We start from the raw sequence: 20,657 nt of genomic DNA on the forward strand, positions 1-20,657 counted from the left end.
CCGTTTTTTTTGTCCCATATCCCCATTTTTATTGTTCCGGTACTACTTCCAACTCCTGGTTGGCGACTTGCAGTGCTCTTTCCTTTTCTTTCGCATCTGCCGTAATTTTCATCTTTCTAGTAGCCAATAAGACCACAGCGGTAAATACATAAAGCGTTACAATCACGAGCACCCCTGTATTAAACCCTGAACGGATATTTTCTCCCGCAAGTGTTACCAGCGCGCCGGTCACCCATGGCCCAATGACACCTGCCATACTTGAAATGGATAAGGACAAGCCCGAAACGGTTCCGACCAGGTTTTTCGGAATAATCATGGACTTAATGGCCGTATTGAGCGGCAGCAAAGTAGTATTCATGACTAGTCCAATTCCAAGGAAAACGCAGGCCAAAACCGGCGATGTAACGAATGTTGTGGCGGCGTAGGCAACCGCGCCGACAATCAATACCGTTACTAATACGCGATCATAGGACTTGATCAGGCTTTTATTCTTTTTAAATAATATATCGGTAAATCTTCCAAGAAGTATTGCGAAACACGCTCCCGTAATCCCCATTCCGGCATACACGACACTCATCGTGGATGGTTCAAGTCCGACAATTTTTGTCAAATATGTCGGCGCCCATGTAAGCACCCAAGTGGTAATCCACATTGAAACAAATCCTACGCAAAGGATTGACAATACATATGGATTGAAGAAAACTTTGAGAACTTTGCTGAATGGAACTTCCTGATTGGAAGCCAGGGATTTCACTTCTTCGACAATCGGCTCCTTCGGTTCTTTTCTGATAAAGAAGAAGGCTGTTGCCCAAATCAAACTCGCCAAACCTAAAAGAGCAAAAGTATGCTGCCATCCTAGACCGGTAATGGCCAAGACGATTAATGGAGCGGCAACATACGTGCCAACCGTCGTGCCGGATGTCATAATCGCAGTTGCGGCCCCGCGCTGCAAGCTGGCAAACCAGCGAGCAAGGTGCATGATACATACCCCGTAGGTCCCTCCTTCGAAGAAACCTAAAACGGCGCGCAAAATCGCCAATTGGGCCAACGATTCTACAAAGTAGGCAGGTATCATCGATAAAGTCCAGCCGATAGCTATAAAAATTAATAGATATTTTGAGTGAAAACGGTAAGTTAAACTGCCAATAATAATGCTTCCAAACGCATATGCAAAAAAGAAAACACTTCCCACAAAACCAAACTGGTCATAGGAAAGATCAAGTTGTTTCATGATGGGATCTGCAGCGAGTCCCAATACAGATTTATCAGTATAATTCAATACTGAAATCAGAAATAGAAAACCTAAAATAATCCAACGCATGATAGAAGGTCCCCCTTTGCTTTTTTGATTTTCCCCCATCCCAAATTTAAAACGCTTTCAAAAATATTATTGTTTTAATAGTTTTTGTTTTTGCATCACCCCCAACAAAAGTCCCATTTAAACCTGCAAAACTCCAATAAAATGGGAATTTTTTGAAATATCGTGAATCCTTTGGAAAGAATTCTATGCAAAAAAAAAAAATTTTACAAGAACCAATATTTTTCAACCGTACCTCACTCACGGACATCGAACATTCACAATTTCGTCACAAAAAATTCGGTCAATATTCAAAAAACCTTTGATAAATCTGAATTTTTTAAAAATAGAAATCTCGAAAACCGCCGATTTTTTTTATGGTTTTTTTTATGGATTTTTTCTGAATTTTTAATAAAAAAATATAATGCTTTTTCTTCCGGACTTAAATTAATATTTATTAAAAATTGACAAATGGAGGGATTGCAATGGACGATCGTTTATTCAGAAACGCAATGGGAAAATTCGCCACAGGCGTCACAGTCCTTTTAACGCATCATGAAGGCGAAACACATGGAATGACGGCAAACGGCTTTATGTCCGTTTCTTTAAATCCCAAGCTTGTCTTAATCTCGGTTGGCCACAATACAAAGTTCATCAATAAAGTCTCACAATCAAAAAAATACACGGTCAACATTTTGGCGGAAGACCAGGAACATTATTCCCGCCACTTTGCCGGACAGCCGAATGCGGTTGTGGAATTCGAAGCGTTGGCTGAACAGCCGGTATTAAAAGGCGCCATTGCGCAAATCGCATGCGAAGTGGTGTCCGAGCATATTGAAGGCGACCACACACTGTTTGTCGGAAAAGTTGTGGATTTGCGATTTGAAGATAAAGATCCGCTTTTATTCTTTGGCGGAAAGTATCGCCAATTGGCGGAATTAAAATCAGTGGAAGCTTAAGAAGGAGAGTCGCCCATGGATATTCAATTGATTGCGGAACAGCTGCTCAAGGCGGAACGGACAAAACAGCCGATCCCTCCGTTGACCGGCGCCTACAAGGAGTTGAACGGACAAGACGCTTACGCCATCCAATTGGCGCTCATTCAAAAGAAAGTCCGGGAGGGGGCCCGCATCAAAGGGCTGAAAATCGGCCTAACAAGCAAAGCGATACAGGAAATGCTGAATGTCTATACACCCGACTACGGGTTTATATTGGATACCATGATTTACGATGAAAATCAGCCTTTGCCTGCGCACCCTTTCATCCAACCAAAAATCGAATTTGAGATTGCCTTTGTTTTTAAGAAAAAATTGCAGGGGCCGGATGTGACTGTCCAGGATGTCATCGATGCGACGGATTATGTCGTTCCGTCGGCAGAAATTATCGACAGCCGCATCGCCAATTGGGAAATAAGATTCGAGGATACGGTCGCGGATAACGGCTCATCTGCCGGCGCCATTCTCGGAAAAAAACGTACCTCTCTTGAAGACATTGAAGATATTTCGAATATCGAAATGACCGTTTGGAAAAACGGCGAAATCCTTGATCAGGCTTCAAGCTCTGCCGTTTTGGGAAATCCATTGAATGCTGTTGTCTGGCTTGCAAACGAAGTCGGGAGGTACGGAATTTCCATCGAACCTGGAATGTTTGTCTTATCCGGTTCATTGTCGAAAGCGGTGACGTTTGAACAGGGCGATGAATTTGTCGCGGATTTCGGCCCCCTTGGAGACGTAAAGGTCAACATCATGCAGAAAGTGGTGAATCGATGAAAAAATGTAAAGTTGGAATCATTGGATCCGGAAATATCGGAACAGACTTGATGTATAAAATCGAACGCAGCCCCTATTTGGAAATGAGCGTCATGATCGGAATCGACCCGGACTCCGACGGGTTAAAGCGCGCTGCAAAACGCGGGTATAAAACCATTTCTAACGGAATTGACGGGTTGATGGATCAATTGGATCTGGTGGATATCGTCTATGATGCGACGAGCGCTTACGCCCATAAACGCCATAGCGAACTGCTCACTGCCGCAAATAAGAAAGTGATCGATCTGACACCGGCGGCAATCGGCCCTTTTACTGTGCCGCCCGTCAATTTAAGGGAACATATCGATCAGCCCAATGTCAATATGGTGACATGCGGCGGCCAGGCAACCATTCCGATCATTCATGCCATTCATCGGGTTGTCCCGGTAGACTATGCCGAAATTGTGGCCACCATCGCCAGCAAAAGCGCGGGACCCGGCACGCGGGCAAACATCGATGAATTTACCAGAACGACTGCAAAAGCGATCGAAATGGTCGGTGGGGCAAAAAAAGGAAAAGCCATTATTATTTTAAATCCTGCAGAACCGCCGATCATCATGCGGGATGCAATCCATGTTCTGGTGGAAGAACAGGGACATGAAGAAGCGATTTCGAAATCCATTCATGAAATGGTGGCAACCGTCCAAAAATACGTGCCGGGCTACCAATTAAAATCCGAACCGATTTTTGACGGCAACAAAGTATCGGTCTTCATTGAAGTAAACGGCGCTGCAGACTATTTGCCCGCTTATGCCGGAAACTTGGACATCATGACGGCGGCGGCGGTGCAAGTGGGCAATGAAATGGCTCTTCATTTGCAGCAAAAGGAGGGCGTCCTATGAAATTGAATGTTCTCGATGTAACTTTGCGGGATGGCAGCCATTCAGTCCGCCACTCATTTACGGTCGAACAAGTCCGTGCTGCCGCTAAAGGCCTGAACGCTTCGGGAGTCCCTTATTTTGAGGTGTCCCACGGAGACGGTTTGGGTGGCTCTTCCCTGCAATACGGACTTTCCAAGACGGATGAACTGAAACTCATTGAAGCGGCCGTATCCGAATGTACTACTTCCCAGGTTTCGGTCCTGCTCTTGCCGGGAATCGGAACGAAAGAAGATTTGCAAAGCGCGGCCAGCTTGGGGGTGAAAATGGCCCGTATTGCGACCCATGTAACGGAAGCGGACATCGGGGCGCAACATATCGAATTGGCCCGTTCCTTGGGCCTGAAAACGGTCGGGTTTTTAATGATGAGCCATATGGCGCCCGTCGAAAAAATAGTGGAGCAGGCCAAGCTGTTTGAAAGCTACGGCGCAGAAATCGTTTATGTCACGGATTCCGCAGGAGCCATGTTGCCAAAAGATGTCACGGAAAGAATCTCCGCCCTGAGGCAGGCCTTGCAATGCGAAATCGGCTTCCATGCGCATAACAACCTGTCAATGGCATTGGCCAACACCATTGCGGCGATTAAAGCCGGCGCCACTTACGTGGATGGAAGCATGCGGGCCTTGGGAGCAGGGGCAGGCAACACGCAAACGGAAGTCATGGCGGCTGTGTTGGAACGCCTCGGTTACGAAACAGGAATCGACTTGTATAATTTGATCGATACGGCAAATGACGTAATCGCCCCGCTCATGCAACAGCCGCAGGAAATTACAGGAAGCAGCTTAATCCTCGGTTATGCGGGGGTATACTCAAGCTTTTTATTGCACGCCCAAAATGCCGCGGAACAATTCGGCATCGATGAGCGGGACATTTTAATGAAAGTCGGGGAAATGAAAGCTGTCGGCGGACAAGAAGATTTAATCTATGAAGTGGCTCAAAATTTGGCATCTAAAAGAGAGGTGGTGCCATGAAAGTAGTCCATATCCATCACGGCAATTTGCAGGAAATTGCGGAGACCGCCCCAAAGGCGGCCATGGCCCTCGGTTATTTTGACGGCATCCATTTAGGGCACCAAAAGGTGATACAATGCGCCAAAAAGAAGGCGGACGAAAAAGGATTATTGACGGCTGTCCTTTCTTTTTCGCAGCACCCGAAAAGCGTGCTCTTTTCGGAAGATGTCATGTATCTGGAGCCGGTTGAGCAAAAAATTGAGAAATTAAAAAGGCTTGGTGTGGATATTTTTTACCTGGCAGATTTTACAAAAGAGTTGGCAAGATTGATGCCCGATGAATTCTTGGAGAAATATATTGTCGCATTGAATGCAAAGGAAATCGTGTGCGGCTTCGATTATACCTATGGGGCAAAAGCGATGGGCAATGTGAAAACATTGGAGGATTTTACGGCAAAGAAAAATATCGGATTGACAGTGGTCAATGAGCTGAAATGGAAAAACGAGAAAATCAGTTCCACTTTGATACGGCAACATCTCAAAGAACGAAAAATAAGGGAGATTCAATACTTGCTCGGAGATTTTTATAAAATCAAGTATTGCCAAAAAGACGGCGTACTTCCCTATTATACTTTGCCGGATGTCGGCACTTACAAAGTATTGATCGAAGACCGCATTGAATGTTTGGCGACCGTAAAATGCAAAAAATATATACAAATCCATTATGAAACGACTAAATTGCCAAGTTTGCTTACGATAAAATGGCTTGACAGTTATGATCGATTTGAAAGCATCCCCAGCAATTTTTAGTCGGTTTCTGACCGAAACACAATCAAAGCTGACCCAATCTCCGAGTCAGCTTTTCGCAAAAATTAATCTTTTCCTATTATATATAATGTTCCAAAGCTTTTTTATGGAAGCCTTTGCAACTTCCAGTCACAAAAGAAGCAAAACGGACTTGAAACAGTTTTTGCTTCTTCATCTTCCCCCAAAAGCGGTTTTTCCGCCGGTTTCTGATTCACATTCCCCTTATACTTTTTTTGGACGTACCATCATCATTCGCTGCTCTCATCTGCGGCGATTTTTTCTTTGGAGAATTTGAGATTAACTTTCTCCATCTATTAAGGATGTTTTTCAATTCCTTTTCAACCTCATTATTCGGCTTGTTAAACTCCCCCAGCTCCTGGTTGCTTTTATCTCTCACAGTGATTACAGCAATTAAAGAAATGATTGCCGTCAAAATGATATATAATGCAACGGGAACATAAGAGTTATTAAACTGAACCAATAACCATGTTGCGATCAATGGAGCCGTTCCTCCCGCAACAGCCGCGCCGATTTGATATCCCAACGAAACTCCTGTATATCGGACCCTTGCATCGAAAATTTCGGAAAACATCGTCCCCAGCACTGCCGTAATCGGAGACCAGATAACCCCTAATCCCAATACTGTAGCAATGAGAAGTGTTATGAACGTTCTTTGCTCCAGCAGCCAAAAATACGGAAAGGCAAATAATATAATCCCGTTTACTCCGGAAATATAAACATTCTTTCTGCCGATTTTATCGGATAATCTGCCCATAATCGGCATCAATAGGGTTGTTACGATGGTGGCAATCATTATGGAAATCAGCACTTGCGAACTTGTGAAGCCTAAATGATTCGTCCCATAGGAAACAATAAAAGTGGAAAAAATATAAAACGGCGCCGTTTCGACAACTTTTCCTCCAACCGCAATGATGACTTCCTTCCATTGATTTCTAAAGATTTCCACAAAAGGCAGTTTGGAAATTTCCCCGGCTTCCCGCATTTTTATAAAAGACGGGGTCTCATCCAATCCTTTGCGGATCCAAAGTCCAAAAATGACCAACAACACACTTAAAATAAAAGGTATGCGCCATCCCCAAGCGATAAAACTTTCAGGAGACACAACGGCTGTGATGAAAGACAACGCACCTGACCCCAAAAACAGTCCGATTGTGACACCCATTTGCGGAAAAGCCCCATAAAATCCCCTTTTTTCTTTTGGAGCATATTCTACGGCAAGCAGGACAGCCCCTCCCCACTCGCCTCCGATTCCAAGCCCTTGCACCAATCGCAAAATAATTAAAATAATCGGTGCCGCCACCCCAATGGCTTGATATGTAGGCAAAAGCCCCATCAATACCGTTGCAATTCCCATGATGGACAATGTTAAGACAAGCGTCCGTTTTCTCCCGATTTTATCGCCTATATATCCAAAAATGATGCCTCCAAATGGCCGAATGATAAATGCAAGCGCAAGGGAAGCGTATGACAGCAATAATCCGACCGTCGGATCATCCGCTACGAAGAATACCTTATAAAATACAAGCCCTGCCACCGTGCCGTACAGGAAGTAATCGAACCATTCAATCGAACTGCCTACCAAACTGGCGATCCAAACTTTCCTCATGACATTTTTGTCATTCATTTGGAACCCTCCATAAGCAAAAGTATTAATAATACTTATGCTGAAAAAACGGATATATTCGGCAGGTTCAAAGGATTTGCCATCTCATCATTTCCTTAATATTTACCGGGATCATTCTAATCAAATGATGGATTTGCAAAGAGGGAAACAAAGCGGCATTAAGGAGAATAATAATTTTTTTGCTATCGGTTAATAAAAAAAAACATAGCATTTCCGAACAGATTTTCTTTTCTAATGACATCAAAAGCGGCTTGGGCTCTCAATTCAAGAGAGCGCAAGCCGCTTATATTCAAAAAAGCTTGTTCAAATTATAAATGAACAACCGGATCCTTCGACAAACGGAATGTCAATTCGCTTACCCCGGCCACGATGACGGCCGGAACGAAGAACAGCGGTTGTCCAATGGCGCAAAGCGCCACAATGATTGCTTGAATCGCCATAAAGATGCGCAGCAGCTTCTGAACCGCCTGTTTGCGTTGATTTTCTTTTATCGGAAATAGCATGTCCATCCGAAAATCCGATGAGGATAATAAAGCGTATTTCAACTGGATTGTCGTCGCAAAGCTCAACGCTCCCGCCACAATCCACAGAACAACCGGAATATCAATCGTCAGCGCAATAATCGCTGAAATCAATGTCAGGCGCACCCACAAATAAAAATGGTCATTGGTTCTCGCAAAAGTTCTGAACACCAAATAACTTTGCGTATTTTCCTTTTTATTAGGAACCAATTTATAAATGCCGTCCAGCCAGGCTCTCCGCTTGATCGCCCCCCGGATGTGGGGCACATCGGTAAAGTAGTTGGCGAACCGATAAAACGCCATCATGCGGTTTTGTTCCAGCTTGACCAAATGCTCGTAAGGAATCGGCTGGGCTTTTGCCCGCTTGCTCAACGATTGGTCATACACCATCAGAAGTAATAAAAAGATGAAAGCCCACCAAAATTGGTCGGATAATATGGACTGGACCGCCAGTATGGATACCGCCATCCGCGCAATGCGGTCGTACACCACATAATTCCCGCGATTGGCAAAGCGGTAATGGAATTCCGCCTGGACATGAATATATTTTAAAACGACAATAAATAACAGCCCCAGCCAAATTCTGAGGGTTGATAAATCAGTGACCGCGTTTAATAAAGGAATCGCAACAATGTAAAGGATCGCGGGCAGAAACAATTGGGACCAAAACGTCCAATTCAGCGCCTTTTTAAAATAAATGTGCATTTTCTTTTCCAAAGGCAATAAATACACCTGATCCGGCTCTCTGAGCAATGTCACCGGACGGGAAAAAGCGGCAACGATGCCCGCCACTAGCCCGACGAGCCATTCTGCCGGAAAATCCTTGTGCACCACTTGCAGCCATTCGCTGTATTGATATGCAAGCGCCCCGATCGCAAACACCAATACAATCGCCAAATGCCCGGTAAAGACATAACGCATATATTTTTGAACTTCCAAAAGATAATGTTCAAACCGCTTTGACCAAACATCCGCCATATTATTCATGTTGCTGCTCCTTCGTCATGGCAATATACAAATCATCCAATGTGGCATTTGGCATGCCGAACGCTTTCCGCAAATCGTCCATCGTCCCCTGTGCGCGGACCCGTCCCTCATGGAGAAAAATGATCCGGTCGCAATGTTTTTCAGCCGTTGACAAAACGTGGGTGGACATTAAAATGGAAGCCCCTTGCTTTTTTCTTTCCGACATCTGGCCTAGCAATGATTGAATGGCCAACGGGTCAAGCCCCACAAACGGTTCATCGATAATATATAATGGAGGATTTGCCAAAAAGGCGCACATGATCATGACTTTTTGCTTCATCCCCTTGGAAAAATGGGATGGAAACCAATTGAGGCGCTTCTCCATCCGGAATTCTTCCAATAATGTTCCCGCCCGTTCCTTTAGCGTTTTTTCGTCAATGCCATATGCCATCGCCGTTAATTCCAGGTGCTCTTTCAACGTCAATTCTTCATATAATACAGGCGTTTCCGGGATGTAGGAAAAGGATGACCGATATCTTTCAATATCTTCCTGCAAGGTTACGCCATTTAACCGGATTTCCCCTTTTTGCGGTATAAGCGTACCAATTATATGTTTAATGGTTGTGCTTTTTCCTGCCCCATTCAGCCCGATCAGCCCGACCAATTCCCCTTGTCCGATGGAAAAGTTCAAATCTTTTATGACCGGTTTTCTTGTATATCCTCCAGTTACATCCTTTAGTTCCAACATAGCCAACACTCCTATTCTTTCTACAGTGTATCAAAATTAGAAAATGTCTTCATCATATGAAATATGTTAAAATGTAGATAAATTTTGTAAGAAAGGATTGGATGAAATGAGCGACTGCATTTTCTGCAAGATTATCGAAGGTTCCATTCCTTGCACGAAAGTATATGAAGATGAACATGTATTAGCTTTTATGGACATTGCTCCGCTATCCAAAGGCCATACTTTATTGATTCCAAAACAGCATGTAAAAGATATCTTTGAAATGCCTGAAGACGTGGCAAGAAATTTATATGCGGCCGCGCCAAAAATTGCAAACGCCATCAAGAAAGCATTTAATCCGCAAGGAATGAATACCCTCAATAACAACGGGGCATTGGCAGGACAAACCGTATTCCATTACCATTTGCACTTCATTCCGCGCTACGGGGAAGACGATGGCTATAAAGTCCGTTGGGAAGCGAAAAAAGATGAATTCACTCCTGAGCAATTAAAAGCCCTTGCGGAAGAAATCAAGGAAAATTTGAATCAGTAAATCAATAAGTGGAAAGGCTGGCTCAAAATAGTAACAATGGGCCAGTCTTTTTCTAATATTCTATTAAAAATCCTTGAAAATTATTTCTATTAAGATTACAATTATCATACTATTAAAATTTCACTGACAGACGGTATACAGCGAGTCAGGAAAGTTGAGCAGAGTTTAGCGGAGGAGAGATCAGTATGAAAACGAAAAATTTAGTACTAATGGCCCTTTTGGTCGGTATTGGAACAGCATTGTATTTTGTGATGCCGCCTATCCCAATCGGCGGTGGCATTAAACCGGATATGATGTTGACGATGATGTTCGTCGGAATCATCCTGTTCCCTACAATCCGGGATACATTTATACTTACAATTGTAACGGGAGTTCTTTCCGGATTATTCTCAAGCATTCCGGGATCCCTCATTCCAAACATCATCGACAAACTTGTCACAGGCTTTATCTTTTTGGCCGTCGTATATTTAATCAACAAATTCGCAAAAAATTTTGCAGTATACGCCATCCTTATTGGCTTGGGAACATTGTTGTCAGGAACAGTCTTCCTGTCCATGCTGCTGCTCATTGTAGGCGATATGCCGGCAGCCTTTGGCATCATGTTCGCGACTGGCGTCATTCCTGCAACCATTGCCAATATCGTTGCATTCTGCATCATTTATCCAATTTTGACAAACTTGCTAAAACGTTCCAAATTTGAAACTTCTGTCACACATTCATTATAAAATAAAAAAAGAAGCTATCTAAGTTTTTGCTTAGATAGCTTTTTTATTTCCCCCAATTCTGGTTTAATAAGGATATGTACCGAATTTAATAATAATTTAAACAACTTTTTTACATACTATAAAGTACATAATAAAGGAGAGATGATCATGCGGGCGAAACCATTTTTCCTCGGGCTGTCTGCCGGAGTGATCGCAGGCGTTGCCGCAGCACTTTTCACCACACCGCAAACCGGCAATCAATTGAGAAAAAATGTAAAAAGCACGGCAAATAATCTGAAAATTACCATGGGGGAATTAAAAACCCAGATCAATGACTTAAAAAATTCCGCGATAATATTATCCAACGAAGCAAAAATTACTATTCCAAAAATATTATCGGAATTAAAAGCCTCCATCTCCAAATACAAGGAAGAAATTAAACCGGATTCCCAAAAATTAAAAGAAGAAATAGAAATGTTACAGAAAAGCATCAGCGAAATCGAGAATAATTTATCACAACTAAAAAAAGGCGACTCTAAAAAAATGTAGGTCTTTAGAACCAAAATCACAGTCTTTCGTTTCATTTTTTTATTATTTTTTATTAAAAAATAACATTTATTAATCACTTTTCATTTATTTAATTTTTCTAACTTTAAACTTTTTTCTTTTATTGCTATAATATTTTCAAATCTTATAAAAAGAAGGTGAATCGAAATGACTGTGGAATCTTATACATTGAAAGAAGCCATGATTTACAGCCAGCGAATCGCTCAACTTTCAAAAGCGTTATGGAAAGCAGTCGAAAAAGATTGGCAGCAATGGATCAAACCATTTAATTTAAACATTAACGAACACCATATTTTATGGATCGCTTATCATTTGCAAGGCGCTTCGATTTCCGATGTGGCAAGATTCGGGGTCATGCACGTATCAACTGCCTTCAACTTCTCAAAAAAATTGGAAGAACGCGGGCTTCTTAAATTTTCGAAGCGCGATGACGATAAGCGCAATACGTACGTTGAACTGACTCCAAAAGGAGCCGAGCTGGTGCTCCGCATGTATGACCACTACCTGGATACAGAACATTCCATTTTGGAAGGTTCGCTAGCATTAAAAGAATTGTATGGAAGATTTCCAGAATTTTTAGATGTAATGGCAATTATTCGAAATATTTACGGAGAGGATTTTATCGAAATTTTTGAACGTTCCTTCAAAAACTTTAAAGAATCCATCGAAGAAAAAGATAAAGATCAAGTGGTCATAAAAAACGAGATACTGATGAATAAATAGCAATTGGGGATTTTTAGGGGAGTGTATTTGGTACACTCTTTTTTTTTTTTGAGGAAATGATTAGCGCAACCGGCTTTTTTGTTTTACAATTTTCTTGAATTTATACGGAGAGGTAGCCATTATGCATTGCTGGAAAACGCTCAATATCAAAAGTGAATATCGCATAACCCGCCTTGTCCTATACTCGGTGATTATTTTTGTCCTTGTCTTCTCTTTTTCATTTGTTTTTGTGAATATCAACCGGCCGATACAATATGAAGAAGGAAACTTTCTCTTATTTCTATTGATTCTTTTGCTGATCTACCCTTTGCATAAAATCATCCATTACTATTCTCTCTTTTCCTATCGAAAATCAGTAAAACTGAAATGGAAGCTGGAGCTGAAATTTATTCCGATTGTTCATATCCGGATCAAAAAAATGATTCCGAAAAAGAGGTATATGTTTATTCTTATAACCCCTTTTATTGTATTGAATATTTTATTGCTCAGCGCAGCGATTCTCCTCCCCCAATACTCGCATTATGCGTGTATACTGCTCGGATATCATTGTTCCATTTGTTTGGTCGACATATTATTTTTTATAAACTTGGTGAACGCGCCAAAAAATGCTGTAATCGAGGAGACGCCGAAGGGATACGAAATTCTGATTCCTCCTGAGAAATTCAAAAACTTCTAACAATTAAAATCTAAAGAATCGTGAACTCTCTTGTGGAATGACGGCATTTTCTGATATTCTTAAGGGAAGTGATAGAGGGGAGGAACCATTTTGCTTCTATTAGTGGTAGTGTTATTTTCAGTACTATACCTATTCCAAATCAACCGAATGACTTACGCATTATGCATGCAAAAAGAAATTCCCGAAAAAAAACAAACCAAAATTTTCAGCACCATCAACATTTTAATTACCATCCTGCTCATATGCTTTTATATTGAGGTGTACTGGGCAAGCAAATTTTAATATAGATGGATTCAATATTCCAATTCACATAAATAAAAAGAGCTAAAGGATTCCCTTTAGCTCTTCTTTTGGGGATTAGTAGTGTAAATAAGCTGCACCAACGATGATTAATAAAATGAACAACACAACCAACAACGCGAACCAAGAGCTACCTCCATATCCGCCACCATAGCTTTGACCCATAACGGCACCTCCTTTCGTTTCTACTGCCTATACTATGCATGACCTGATGAGGTGCATAGGCAAATATAATTAGTGGAACCATTTCGTTTTTGATCCGTCTATGTTATAGTTAAAATTGGAATTTATATACAGGGAGAGAAAGTGAGATTATGAAAAAAGCATTTGTTGCCATTGCATTAGCGACATCCGTTTTTGCATTATCCGCTTGCACCGACTCCTCTTCTGAGGAAAAAGCAAAAGATGATGTGGTTGTTTCAACAAAATATGGCGAAGTGACAAAAGACGAGTTTTATAATGAGTTGAAAGCCGCATACGGAAAATCTACAATTGTAAATCTTGTTGTCACTGATATTCTGAAAAGCAAGTATGATGTAGAAAAAGAAGAAGTCGACAAACGCTTTAACGCATTAAAAAAACAGCTTGGGGATTCCTACCAATCCTATTTGGATATGCAAGGGCTGACGGAGAAACAATTCAAAGACAATATCGAATACCAAATATTGCTTGAAAAAGCCGCAAAAGACTTGGTTTCCAAAGAAGAAATTGAAGAATATTATAATAAGGCAAAATATGAATTGAACGCACGCCATATTTTAGTGGATGATGAAAAATCGGCAAACGAGCTATACAACCGGCTTCAAAAAGGCGAAGATTTTGCTAAATTGGCAAAAGAATATTCAAAAGACCCTGGTACCAGCAAAAACGGTGGGGAACTCGGCTGGTTTACGGTCGGCGATATGGTGGATGAATTCACAGATGCGGCTTATTCGTTAAATACAAACGAAATCAGCAAACCGATCAAAACCCAATTCGGCTATCACATTATACAAGTAACAGGCAAACGGGAAATTAAAGATTTCGGATCATTGGAAGATAAGGAAAATCAAATCAGACAAGTCTTGCTGGAGAAAAAAATAATCGAAATATTAAAAGATTCCAATCTTGAAGTAAAAGACAAAGATTTGAAAGATGCATTCAATGATTACTTAGGCGAAGCCAATAAAGAAGGAAAAGAGCAAAAATCGGATCAAAACAATAAATAAAATCAATAGCCCGCAATTTTGATTGCGGGCCATTTGTTTTTCAAATTGCCGATTTTCTTCCCTCCGCAAACCGGCAAATCCAGCAAAAACAAAAATGAGCGGACGGGAAAACTTTTCGCTTCCCCAATTCCGCCCCCAATCTTCAAGATTCGGTGAATTTCGGTTTATAGAATGACCGGTTATCCATGGCAAAAATGCGCTCCGTAAATTCTCCGGGCTTCGTTTTGCTTAAAGCCCTCGTCAACATGTTCATCTTCGCATCAATATTATCAATGTGATGCAGAATTTCCGCCTCTTGAATCATCGGCTTTTTCGGGCTGCCCCACTCCTCTTTGCCATGATGGGAAAGGATGATATGCTGCAAAACCGTCACTTCTTCCCCTTCAACCCCCAATTCCTTCGCCGCCTGGCCGATTTCATCGACCATGATGGAGATATGCCCAAGCAAATTTCCTTCAACCGTATAAGAAGTGGAAACAGGGCCTGACAATTCCCTTACTTTTCCCAAATCATGCAAAATAATTCCCGCATAAATCAAATCTTTATTTAAAGTCGGGTATAATTCGCAAAGGGCTTTTCCGAGCCTCAACATATGCACAATATGGTCGAGCAGCCCTGAAACATAGTCGTGGTGGTTTTTGGTAGCGGCAGGATAAACGGATAACTCCAATTGGTATTTTTTCATCAAATATCGGGTGATTCTGGAAATTTTAGGATTTTTAATTTCAAAGAAATATTGGGTCAATTCTTCAAACAGTTCTTCCTTTGGAGTGGAAGCGGAAGGGATTAAATCATTGATTTGGACGCCGTCTTCCGGTCTTGCCGGGCGGATTTGTTTGATGCGAAGCTGGTTTTTCCCGCGATACTCATGGATTTCACCGCCAATTTTGACAATCACTTGAGGCTGGTATATTTTTTCATGCTCTTCATTTGTATCCCAAAGCTTTGCTTCTATATCTCCGCTTTTATCTTGCAATATCAGCGTCATAAACGGCTTTCCTACCGTTGTCACACCTTTTGTCGCTTGTTTGATTAGCAAAAATTGATTTACTTCGTCTCCCGGCTGGAGCTGCGTGATACCTGGCATATGAGACACTCCCTTTTCTCCCCGATTCTCTATTGTTTATTGTACCATTTGTTTCTGGCCGTTTCGATAAAAGAATCCTTCCTTGCAAACTCTGTCTGTAAATCTTCTTTCCATATGTTGTATAATGAAATTAAATTGAATTTTCCAAAAAAGGACGGGGATGAGGATGTCAAACTTCTATTTTACTGCCTTTGAAAAAAACGGAGAAATCTTATTTAACGAAGTATGGGAATTTGAAAATGAAAAAGAGGCAAAAATCGAAGGCCGTAAACGGATAGAGGAAAAGGGGGTCCAGGACAAGACCTATCGCCTTGTCAACTCATCAGGAAAAGTGATTTTATTCCACGTATAAAAAGTGCTTGCCTGATTGCCGGGGAGCCGGAAATCGGAAACGTTCCCCGGCAATCAGGAAGGGGCGGCCCTTTGACCGGTCTTTGGGACAACCTCCAATTCTGTTGCCCCATCTCGATTGATGGCGTTTTTTATTGCCCCAAAAATTTTGGCGGGCGCTTTTCCACAAAGGCTTTAATTCCTTCCAGATGATCTTTCGTCTGTCTCATCTTTAATTGGGCATCCAATTCTTTTGACAGCACTTTCTTCAATTCATTGAGGCGCTCGGAATGATAAAGCTGTTTTGTTTCAAGCATCGCCAAAATCGGTGATGACAAGAGTTTCTTGACCATTTCTTCAACGTAATGTTCCGCTTCCCCATCTTTTGCTACGATATCCACCAGCCCCAATTGTTGAGCCTCCTGCCCATTCATGATTTTTCCTTCCCAAATAATCTGTTTTGCCTTAGGAATTCCCGTTCTTTCCTTCATGAAGAAATGTCCGCCGCCATCCGGAACCAGCCCGATGCCTATAAAATTCATGGCCAGCTTGCTGTTTTCTTCGGCCACCACATAATCGCAGGAAATGGCCAAACTGAATCCAAGCCCTGCCGCGGCGCCATGAACTTGGGCAATTGTGATCATCGGCAATTGATAAAAATCCAGAACCATTTTGGAAATCGATTCCATTATGCCATGGAAATCCCCGATTTCATCCGATTGCAGCATCATCTTGATATCGCCGCCTGCCGAAAACGCCCGTCCCTCCCCTTTCAAAACCAATACTTGGATATTTTGCTCCCCTTTCAACTGCTCAAAACATTCCGCCAATTCCTTTAACATCGTTTCATTCATGGCATTCATCGCTTCCGGGCGCTTCAATGTGAGCACCGCTTTGCGATCTTGATAATTTAATTCAATCGTTTCGAAATTCACTTTCAACACCCCTTCATTTTCATGCACATTAGTTAATTTCTACCCGCAAGAACAAATTCCTTTATTTCATTTCTAAAAGATGGAATCATCATGAATAATATTGGCTTGGACAGCCATGCTTATTAAAGAGCGTCCGGAACCGCCATCACAAAAAAACGAATATTGATACTATAATTTTGTTAAAATGTTCGTTAATTTACCAAATATTTAAGCGTTTTCATTCAAAATATTTCATTTTGTTAAGAAAATGAGTTGACAAACGTGAACATTCAGTTTATTATGAAGACACAATAAATAAAGAGTCAAAATATTATGACGGAGACATGCTCTTACGTTCAGATTCCCCAGAGAGCTGATGGTTGGTGCAAATCAGTGTTTCTGACGTTTGCAGTTCCACTCCTGAATAGAATGGCCGAAGGAGTCAGTAAGCCATTTCCGGGTCATGCACGTTACGCATCGCTTGAGGCTGCCTGGCTTTTGGCAGCGAAAAAGGGTGGCACCGCGTAAAGTTGATCATCAGCTTTTCGCCCCTTACGTTGTAGGGGGTGGAAGGCTTTTTTAATATATTCCGGAATGAAAGGAGTTATTTTATCGAAAACTATTAACTCAATTGTTTCTATTTGTTCGATATTTCGATATTGTAATTTCTGCTATTTTTTGAAAATAATTAATTAATAAAAAAGAAAAAGGAGTTTGTCAAATGGTAACAAAAGAAACTACAGCTACAGATGTAATTAAAGTATTTATTGCGGATCCATTAAGCGAAGATGGTATTTACCCATTGCGCGAAGAAAAAGACTTGAACCTTGAAATCATTATCGACACAGGCAACTCAAAAGAAGAATTGATCGAAAAAATCAAAGATGTGGATGCTTTAATCGTTCGCAGCGCGACAAAAGTTACCCGTGAAGTCATTGAAGCCGCCAAAAAATTAAAATTAATCGGACGTGCCGGTGTAGGTGTGGACAACATCGACCTACAAGCAGCAACAGAACGGGGAATCATCGTGGTCAATGCACCGGACGGCAACACAAACTCTGCGGCTGAACATACGATTGCGATGATGACATCCTTGGCCCGCCACATTCCTCAAGCTTATCTGTCTTTGAAAAATGGAAAATGGGACCGGAAATCTTTCGTTGGGGTTGAATTGAAAAATAAAACATTGGGCATTATCGGTTTAGGCCGCATCGGTACAGAAGTGGCATACAGAGCAAAAGGCCAAAGAATGAACGTGATGGCCTATGACCCATTCTTGACTGAAGAACGCGCGCAAGAACTCGGCGTAACAAAATCAACAGTTGATGAAATTTGCAAAGAAGCTGATTTCATCACTGTGCATACTCCGCTCTTGCCTGAAACGAAAAATATGATCAATAAAGAAAAATTTGACCTCATGAAACCGGGTGTCCGCATCATCAACTGCGCACGCGGCGGAATCATCAATGAAGACGATTTATATGATGCCATCGTGGAAGGCAAAGTGGCCGGAGCCGCTCTTGACGTGTTCGTGGAAGAACCTGCAGTCGGCCATAAATTGCTTGATCTGCCGCAAGTCATTGCGACGCCGCACTTGGGAGCGTCTACAGTGGAAGCGCAAGAATCTGTCGCAATCGATGTTTCAAAAGACATTATCAAATATTTCAAAACAGGCACTGTGACAAACCCTGTCAATATGCCATCCATTCCAAAAGAATTGCTTGCGGAAGTTGAACCGTTCTTTGAATTGGCCGAAAAACTCGGTTCATTCTTATCCCAAGTGACATCCGAACCGTTAAAAGAAATCAATCTGTTCTATGCCGGAGAAATCGCAAATTACGATGTGCGCCCACTAACAGCCAACACATTAAAAGGTTACTTGAAGAAAACTCACGGCGAAAATGTCAATGACGTAAACGCCCGCTACTTGACTGAACGCAACGGCGTGAAAATCAACGAAAACAAAACAACAACAGCCAAAGGGTTTACGAACTTGATTACAGTGGAAGTAAAAACAGAAAACGAAACACATTCTGTAGCTGGTACTTTGTTGAACGGCCTTGGCGCCCGCATCGTAAAAGTGGAAAACTTTGTGGTGGATGTCATTCCTGAAGGCCACTTATTATACATCCGCAACATTGACAAACCGGGGGCAATCGGCCGCGTAGCAACAAAACTTGCCGAAAAAGATATCAACATCGCTACGATGCAAGTGGGCCGCGAACGTGTAGGCGGTAAAGCCGTCATGATTCTTGCCATCGACAACGTAGTGACTCCGGAAGATTTGGTCTATGTTGCACAATTGGAAAACATCGACGAAGTAAAAGCCATCACATTATAATCCCCAAAAACCGGGCAAAGTTGAACTTTGCCCGGTTTTTTATTTTGGCTGCCAGACCTTTGCGGCCACATAAACCATATGATTCTGCCCATACTACGAACGAAAGGATGTGATCATGATTTTAACGGAAAAACAGATTGCGAAATTAAAAAGGCAGCTGATTGAAGAAAAGCATGCGTTAATGAAAAAACAGCCGCAGGATGATCAAGCGTTTGACAGCGGCAGCATCCGGAATTCCGTTGATGAATTATCGACTGTCGACAACCATCCGGCTGACCTGGCGACCGAATTATTTGAACGGGAAAAAGATCTTTCCCTGAAAGTCCACCAGGAAGATGAACTGGCCAAAATTAATGCCGCTTTGGAAAAAATCAAAAACGGCACATATGGAATATGCGAAATCTGCAAAAAACCGATTCCATACGATCGTTTAGCGGCCATTCCATATACATCTTTTTGCATTGAACATGCCGAAGCCAAAGAAGTGCCGACGGACCGGCCAACGGAAGAAGATGTGCTCGTTCCGCCTGTCGATAACTCCTTCGCCGGAAGAAAACATGACGGCGCTATTCAGGATTACGAAGATACATTCCAAGCAGTCGCAAAATACGGAACATCCGAAACTCCATCGGATTTCGAAGGAGATATTGAAGACGTGAACGAACTATACGACGACCCGGAAGAATATGCGAATAATGACGATCCCCAATCCTTCCACGTCTCGTTAAAGGATGAGATTCCTTTCCCCATGTCAAAACAGGAAATCGAAGAAGCGAGCAAATATGATTATTTGGAATAAAAAATGCGAGACAAAGGCGTCTCGCATCTCTCCCGTTATGAAATTTTTTCAAGCAGTTCAAGGAACTCCGTCAAAGATTTCACTTCATAAGTAGGAACAATTTCCGGATTTCGAGGTTTATTCTCGCGATTGATCCAGACATTTCTCATGCCTACCCGCGAAGAACCTAATATATCCGTATTTAAATTGTCTCCTACCATAATCCCTTCATCAGGGGTGATACCGGCCTTCTCCATCATGTATTCAAAAAGGGACGGATCCGGTTTCCCTCTACCGAAATCTCCGGAAATAATGATATGGTCAAAATATGGCGGAATTTCCGGAGTCAGCTTCAATTTCAAATTTTGCAGACTTGGCGCGCCGTTAGTCAAAAGGACTAATTGATATTTTCCTTTTAATGCATCAAGCACTTCAAACGTATCTTCATAAACAAAAGGATGTTTTTTGCGCTCTTCCACAAAACGCTCGCCAAGCTCGGCGCCAAATTCCTCGTCATCAATGCCCAAAGCTTTTAATCCCTTTGTCCAGGCGTCTTTCCGATATTGAGGAACGATGTTTTTCATTTTTTGGAAAGATTCGGTCGGATCGTCAAATGTCCCCCACAATCCTTCGAACGGATTGATGCCAATCAATACTGTATAATCATATGTTTCATAGGATTCATAAAGCTTTCTGGCCTCTTTTCGAACAGCTTCTTCCAATTGTTCAGGATCAAGTTCATACTTTGTTGCCGCATATTGGCATGTTTTTTCGAATGCGGTTTTGATGCTTTTTTTATCCCATAGCAGCGTGTCATCCAAATCAAAAACAACTGTAGTAATAGCCATCTCCAACTTCTCCTATTATTTTTTTGTTGC

23 protein-coding genes are annotated in these 20,657 nt (G+C 42.0%); 15 read left to right on the plus strand and 8 right to left on the minus strand.

Translation table 11 applies throughout. The features are described 5' to 3' along the window. Nucleotides 1-28 precede the first annotated feature (28 nt). A complete protein-coding gene (locus tag FKZ59_RS08360) occupies nucleotides 29-1,321 on the minus strand; it encodes an MFS transporter (RefSeq protein ID WP_181733236.1) in 1,293 nt (430 codons plus the stop codon). 461 nt (nucleotides 1,322-1,782) lie between these two features. Between FKZ59_RS08360 and FKZ59_RS08365 the strand changes: the two genes are divergently transcribed. From FKZ59_RS08365 to FKZ59_RS08385, 5 genes are read left to right on the plus strand one after another with little or no spacing between them, the layout of a single operon-like run. Further along, nucleotides 1,783-2,256: a flavin reductase family protein gene (locus tag FKZ59_RS08365; RefSeq protein ID WP_141602305.1), complete on the plus strand. Its 474-nt coding sequence runs from the start codon at nucleotides 1,783-1,785 to the stop codon at nucleotides 2,254-2,256. 15 nt (nucleotides 2,257-2,271) lie between these two features. Continuing rightward, the gene (locus FKZ59_RS08370; protein ID WP_141602306.1) at nucleotides 2,272-3,066 is read left to right on the plus strand and encodes a 2-keto-4-pentenoate hydratase; all 795 of its coding nucleotides are present in this window, start codon (nucleotides 2,272-2,274) and stop codon (nucleotides 3,064-3,066) included. Continuing rightward, nucleotides 3,063-3,947: an acetaldehyde dehydrogenase (acetylating) gene (locus tag FKZ59_RS08375; RefSeq protein ID WP_141602307.1), complete on the plus strand. Its 885-nt coding sequence runs from the start codon at nucleotides 3,063-3,065 to the stop codon at nucleotides 3,945-3,947. The genes FKZ59_RS08370 and FKZ59_RS08375 overlap by 4 nt, the downstream gene beginning before the upstream one ends. After that, nucleotides 3,944-4,954 (plus strand): 4-hydroxy-2-oxovalerate aldolase, encoded by a 1,011-nt coding sequence (dmpG, locus tag FKZ59_RS08380; RefSeq protein ID WP_141602308.1) that lies wholly within the window; start codon nucleotides 3,944-3,946, stop codon nucleotides 4,952-4,954. Before FKZ59_RS08375 ends, dmpG begins: the two co-directional genes overlap by 4 nt. After that, nucleotides 4,951-5,742, plus strand: coding sequence for an FAD synthetase family protein (locus tag FKZ59_RS08385; protein WP_141602309.1), 792 nt, complete (start codon nucleotides 4,951-4,953; stop codon nucleotides 5,740-5,742). The genes dmpG and FKZ59_RS08385 overlap by 4 nt, the downstream gene beginning before the upstream one ends. 208 nt (nucleotides 5,743-5,950) lie before the next feature. Here the strand turns inward: FKZ59_RS08385 and FKZ59_RS08390 are convergent, their stop codons facing one another. The 3 genes from FKZ59_RS08390 to FKZ59_RS08400 all read right to left on the minus strand — a co-directional run bounded on the left by FKZ59_RS08390 (nucleotide 5,951) and on the right by FKZ59_RS08400 (nucleotide 9,619). Then, a complete protein-coding gene (locus FKZ59_RS08390) occupies nucleotides 5,951-7,384 on the minus strand; it encodes an MFS transporter (protein WP_141602310.1) in 1,434 nt (477 codons plus the stop codon). Between the two features lie 308 nt (nucleotides 7,385-7,692). Continuing rightward, the gene (locus FKZ59_RS08395; RefSeq protein WP_141602311.1) at nucleotides 7,693-8,892 is read right to left on the minus strand and encodes an ABC transporter permease; all 1,200 of its coding nucleotides are present in this window, start codon (nucleotides 8,890-8,892) and stop codon (nucleotides 7,693-7,695) included. Beyond that, a complete protein-coding gene (locus FKZ59_RS08400; RefSeq protein WP_408057474.1) occupies nucleotides 8,885-9,619 on the minus strand; it encodes an ABC transporter ATP-binding protein in 735 nt (244 codons plus the stop codon). Before FKZ59_RS08400 ends, FKZ59_RS08395 begins: the two co-directional genes overlap by 8 nt. A gap of 106 nt (nucleotides 9,620-9,725) precedes the next feature. On the opposite strand from FKZ59_RS08400, the gene FKZ59_RS08405 reads away from it, so the two are divergent. From FKZ59_RS08405 to FKZ59_RS14945, 6 genes are all read left to right on the plus strand, one after another. Next, entirely contained in the window at nucleotides 9,726-10,151 is a 426-nt protein-coding gene (locus tag FKZ59_RS08405; protein WP_141602312.1) for an HIT family protein, read from the plus strand. 185 nt (nucleotides 10,152-10,336) lie between these two features. Continuing rightward, nucleotides 10,337-10,876: a tryptophan transporter gene (locus FKZ59_RS08410; RefSeq protein ID WP_141602313.1), complete on the plus strand. Its 540-nt coding sequence runs from the start codon at nucleotides 10,337-10,339 to the stop codon at nucleotides 10,874-10,876. A 147-nt stretch (nucleotides 10,877-11,023) separates the two neighbouring features. Then, nucleotides 11,024-11,404 carry a YtxH domain-containing protein gene (locus FKZ59_RS08415; RefSeq protein ID WP_141602314.1) on the plus strand — a complete coding sequence of 127 codons (381 nt, stop codon included), beginning with the start codon at nucleotides 11,024-11,026 and terminating at the stop codon, nucleotides 11,402-11,404. 165 nt (nucleotides 11,405-11,569) lie between these two features. Continuing rightward, nucleotides 11,570-12,145 (plus strand): HTH-type transcriptional regulator Hpr, encoded by a 576-nt coding sequence (locus FKZ59_RS08420; RefSeq protein WP_141602315.1) that lies wholly within the window; start codon nucleotides 11,570-11,572, stop codon nucleotides 12,143-12,145. A gap of 121 nt (nucleotides 12,146-12,266) precedes the next feature. After that, nucleotides 12,267-12,821 carry a DUF3267 domain-containing protein gene (locus tag FKZ59_RS08425; protein WP_141602316.1) on the plus strand — a complete coding sequence of 185 codons (555 nt, stop codon included), beginning with the start codon at nucleotides 12,267-12,269 and terminating at the stop codon, nucleotides 12,819-12,821. 90 nt (nucleotides 12,822-12,911) lie between these two features. Next, entirely contained in the window at nucleotides 12,912-13,103 is a 192-nt protein-coding gene (locus FKZ59_RS14945; RefSeq protein WP_141602317.1) for a hypothetical protein, read from the plus strand. A 75-nt stretch (nucleotides 13,104-13,178) separates the two neighbouring features. On the opposite strand, the gene FKZ59_RS08435 is transcribed toward FKZ59_RS14945, so the two are convergent. Beyond that, the gene (locus FKZ59_RS08435; protein WP_141602318.1) at nucleotides 13,179-13,286 is read right to left on the minus strand and encodes a YjcZ family sporulation protein; all 108 of its coding nucleotides are present in this window, start codon (nucleotides 13,284-13,286) and stop codon (nucleotides 13,179-13,181) included. 149 nt (nucleotides 13,287-13,435) lie between these two features. Between FKZ59_RS08435 and FKZ59_RS08440 the strand changes: the two genes are divergently transcribed. Further along, nucleotides 13,436-14,329 (plus strand): peptidylprolyl isomerase, encoded by an 894-nt coding sequence (locus tag FKZ59_RS08440; RefSeq protein ID WP_141602319.1) that lies wholly within the window; start codon nucleotides 13,436-13,438, stop codon nucleotides 14,327-14,329. A gap of 142 nt (nucleotides 14,330-14,471) precedes the next feature. On the opposite strand, the gene yhaM is transcribed toward FKZ59_RS08440, so the two are convergent. Further along, on the minus strand, nucleotides 14,472-15,416 hold the full coding sequence (gene yhaM / locus FKZ59_RS08445) for a 3'-5' exoribonuclease YhaM (RefSeq protein ID WP_141602320.1): 945 nt from the start codon (nucleotides 15,414-15,416) through the stop codon (nucleotides 14,472-14,474). 166 nt (nucleotides 15,417-15,582) lie between these two features. Here yhaM and FKZ59_RS08450 point away from each other — a divergent pair, with 166 nt between their 5' ends. Beyond that, nucleotides 15,583-15,768, plus strand: a complete 186-nt coding sequence (locus FKZ59_RS08450) for a YhzD family protein (RefSeq protein ID WP_141602321.1) — start codon at nucleotides 15,583-15,585, stop codon at nucleotides 15,766-15,768. Nucleotides 15,769-15,898: 130 nt separating this feature from the next. On the opposite strand, the gene FKZ59_RS08455 is transcribed toward FKZ59_RS08450, so the two are convergent. Further along, on the minus strand, nucleotides 15,899-16,681 hold the full coding sequence (locus FKZ59_RS08455; protein ID WP_141602322.1) for an enoyl-CoA hydratase: 783 nt from the start codon (nucleotides 16,679-16,681) through the stop codon (nucleotides 15,899-15,901). A gap of 700 nt (nucleotides 16,682-17,381) precedes the next feature. Between FKZ59_RS08455 and serA the strand changes: the two genes are divergently transcribed. Next, nucleotides 17,382-19,001, plus strand: a complete 1,620-nt coding sequence (gene serA / locus FKZ59_RS08460; RefSeq protein WP_141602323.1) for a phosphoglycerate dehydrogenase — start codon at nucleotides 17,382-17,384, stop codon at nucleotides 18,999-19,001. A gap of 115 nt (nucleotides 19,002-19,116) precedes the next feature. Further along, a complete protein-coding gene (locus FKZ59_RS08465) occupies nucleotides 19,117-19,800 on the plus strand; it encodes a TraR/DksA C4-type zinc finger protein (RefSeq protein ID WP_181733237.1) in 684 nt (227 codons plus the stop codon). A 35-nt stretch (nucleotides 19,801-19,835) separates the two neighbouring features. Here the strand turns inward: FKZ59_RS08465 and FKZ59_RS08470 are convergent, their stop codons facing one another. Beyond that, the gene (locus tag FKZ59_RS08470; protein ID WP_141602324.1) at nucleotides 19,836-20,627 is read right to left on the minus strand and encodes an HAD family hydrolase; all 792 of its coding nucleotides are present in this window, start codon (nucleotides 20,625-20,627) and stop codon (nucleotides 19,836-19,838) included. Nucleotides 20,628-20,657 lie beyond the last annotated feature (30 nt).

Source organism: Ureibacillus terrenus (assembly GCF_006569205.1).
Taxonomy (GTDB): domain Bacteria; phylum Bacillota; class Bacilli; order Bacillales_A; family Planococcaceae; genus Ureibacillus; species Ureibacillus terrenus.

Excerpts from the sequence above, each read along its gene's own strand:
- FKZ59_RS08450 (WP_141602321.1), top strand. The coding sequence starts at position 15,583 with ATGTCAAACTTCTATTTTACTGCCTTTGAAAAAAACGGAGAAATCTTA.
- FKZ59_RS08375 (WP_141602307.1), top strand. The coding sequence starts at position 3,063 with ATGAAAAAATGTAAAGTTGGAATCATTGGATCCGGAAATATCGGAACA.
- FKZ59_RS08400 (WP_408057474.1), bottom strand. The coding sequence starts at position 9,619 with ATGTTGGAACTAAAGGATGTAACTGGAGGATATACAAGAAAACCGGTC.
- FKZ59_RS08425 (WP_141602316.1), top strand. The coding sequence starts at position 12,267 with ATGCATTGCTGGAAAACGCTCAATATCAAAAGTGAATATCGCATAACC.
- serA (WP_141602323.1), top strand. The coding sequence starts at position 17,382 with ATGGTAACAAAAGAAACTACAGCTACAGATGTAATTAAAGTATTTATT.
- FKZ59_RS08370 (WP_141602306.1), top strand. The coding sequence starts at position 2,272 with ATGGATATTCAATTGATTGCGGAACAGCTGCTCAAGGCGGAACGGACA.
- dmpG (WP_141602308.1), top strand. The coding sequence starts at position 3,944 with ATGAAATTGAATGTTCTCGATGTAACTTTGCGGGATGGCAGCCATTCA.
- FKZ59_RS08385 (WP_141602309.1), top strand. The coding sequence starts at position 4,951 with ATGAAAGTAGTCCATATCCATCACGGCAATTTGCAGGAAATTGCGGAG.
- FKZ59_RS08465 (WP_181733237.1), top strand. The coding sequence starts at position 19,117 with ATGATTTTAACGGAAAAACAGATTGCGAAATTAAAAAGGCAGCTGATT.
- FKZ59_RS08390 (WP_141602310.1), bottom strand. The coding sequence starts at position 7,384 with ATGAATGACAAAAATGTCATGAGGAAAGTTTGGATCGCCAGTTTGGTA.
- FKZ59_RS08395 (WP_141602311.1), bottom strand. The coding sequence starts at position 8,892 with ATGAATAATATGGCGGATGTTTGGTCAAAGCGGTTTGAACATTATCTT.
- FKZ59_RS08415 (WP_141602314.1), top strand. The coding sequence starts at position 11,024 with ATGCGGGCGAAACCATTTTTCCTCGGGCTGTCTGCCGGAGTGATCGCA.
- FKZ59_RS08440 (WP_141602319.1), top strand. The coding sequence starts at position 13,436 with ATGAAAAAAGCATTTGTTGCCATTGCATTAGCGACATCCGTTTTTGCA.
- FKZ59_RS08410 (WP_141602313.1), top strand. The coding sequence starts at position 10,337 with ATGAAAACGAAAAATTTAGTACTAATGGCCCTTTTGGTCGGTATTGGA.
- yhaM (WP_141602320.1), bottom strand. The coding sequence starts at position 15,416 with ATGCCAGGTATCACGCAGCTCCAGCCGGGAGACGAAGTAAATCAATTT.
- FKZ59_RS08365 (WP_141602305.1), top strand. The coding sequence starts at position 1,783 with ATGGACGATCGTTTATTCAGAAACGCAATGGGAAAATTCGCCACAGGC.
- FKZ59_RS08405 (WP_141602312.1), top strand. The coding sequence starts at position 9,726 with ATGAGCGACTGCATTTTCTGCAAGATTATCGAAGGTTCCATTCCTTGC.
- FKZ59_RS08360 (WP_181733236.1), bottom strand. The coding sequence starts at position 1,321 with ATGCGTTGGATTATTTTAGGTTTTCTATTTCTGATTTCAGTATTGAAT.
- FKZ59_RS08435 (WP_141602318.1), bottom strand. The coding sequence starts at position 13,286 with ATGGGTCAAAGCTATGGTGGCGGATATGGAGGTAGCTCTTGGTTCGCG.
- FKZ59_RS08420 (WP_141602315.1), top strand. The coding sequence starts at position 11,570 with ATGACTGTGGAATCTTATACATTGAAAGAAGCCATGATTTACAGCCAG.
- FKZ59_RS08470 (WP_141602324.1), bottom strand. The coding sequence starts at position 20,627 with ATGGCTATTACTACAGTTGTTTTTGATTTGGATGACACGCTGCTATGG.